Genomic DNA, 912 nt, shown 5'->3' on the forward strand with positions numbered 1-912 from the left:
CCCGCGTCGGTGCGGCATCGAGCACGAGGCCGGTCACTGTCGCGCCGGCCGCTTCGAGCGCGCCGCGGGCCGCCTCCGCGACCGCCTCGGCCGCCCCGTCGTAGCGGACGACGAGCCAGGTGCGGGGGCCCGCCGAAGAGGACGCCGGGGTGGGGACGCGCTGCCAGTCGATGCGATAGCGCAGTGCGTCGGCCGCGTCGTGCCCGCCGGCGTCGACCGCGTCCGGCGCGGGCTCCCACCAGAAGCGTTCGCGCTGGAACGACGAGGTGGGCAGCGGTACCGGGTGCGCCCGTACGCCGAGGTACACCGCGTCCCAGCGCACGGGCACGCCCGCCGTCCACGCGGTTCCCAGGGCGCGGGCGAAGTCGTCCGGTCCCCCGTGGCCGCGGCGCACCGATCCGACCGCGGCGAGCCGGGCACCGGCTTCGTGCCCGGTGTCCTCGACGGCGGTGGTCAGCACGGGATGGGCGCTGAGTTCGACGAAGGTCCGGTGGCCCTGTTCCGTGAGCGCCCGCACGGCGGGCTCGAAGCGGACGGTCTGGCGGAGGTTGCGGAACCAGTACGCGGTGTCGAGCGTCCCGGGCTGCGCCCAGTCGCCGGTCACCGTGGAGAAGAAGGGCACGGCGCCGGGCAGCGGCTCGATGCGTCCCAGTTCCTCGTGCAGGGCGGCGCGGGCGTCGTCCATGCGGGCCGTGTGCGAGGCGTAGTCGACGGGCAGGCGCCTGGCGCGTACGCCGTCCGCGGTGAGTGCGGCGACGAGGTGGTCGAGGTCGTCGTCGGGGCCGGCCGCGACCACGGAGCGGGGCCCGTTCAGTGCGGCGGTCTCCAGCCGGCCGTCGTAGGGGGCGAGCCGGCGCGCGAGGTCGTCGGCGGTGGTGGCGACGGCGACCATGCCGCCGCCTCCGCGCAGGC

The 912-nt window shown here is 76.8% G+C and carries 1 protein-coding gene; it reads right to left on the minus strand.

Going from position 1 to position 912, the window contains the following annotated elements; genetic code table 11:
• Window positions 1-892, minus strand: an 892-nt coding sequence (locus G3I40_RS06340; RefSeq protein WP_164301174.1) for an acyltransferase domain-containing protein, incomplete at its 3' end; no start/stop codon positions are given.
• Between the last annotated feature and the right edge of the window lie 20 nt (window positions 893-912).

Origin of the sequence: Streptomyces sp. SID14478 (assembly GCF_010548525.1) — a bacterium.
In the GTDB taxonomy this organism is placed as follows: Bacteria; Actinomycetota; Actinomycetes; order Streptomycetales; family Streptomycetaceae; genus Streptomyces.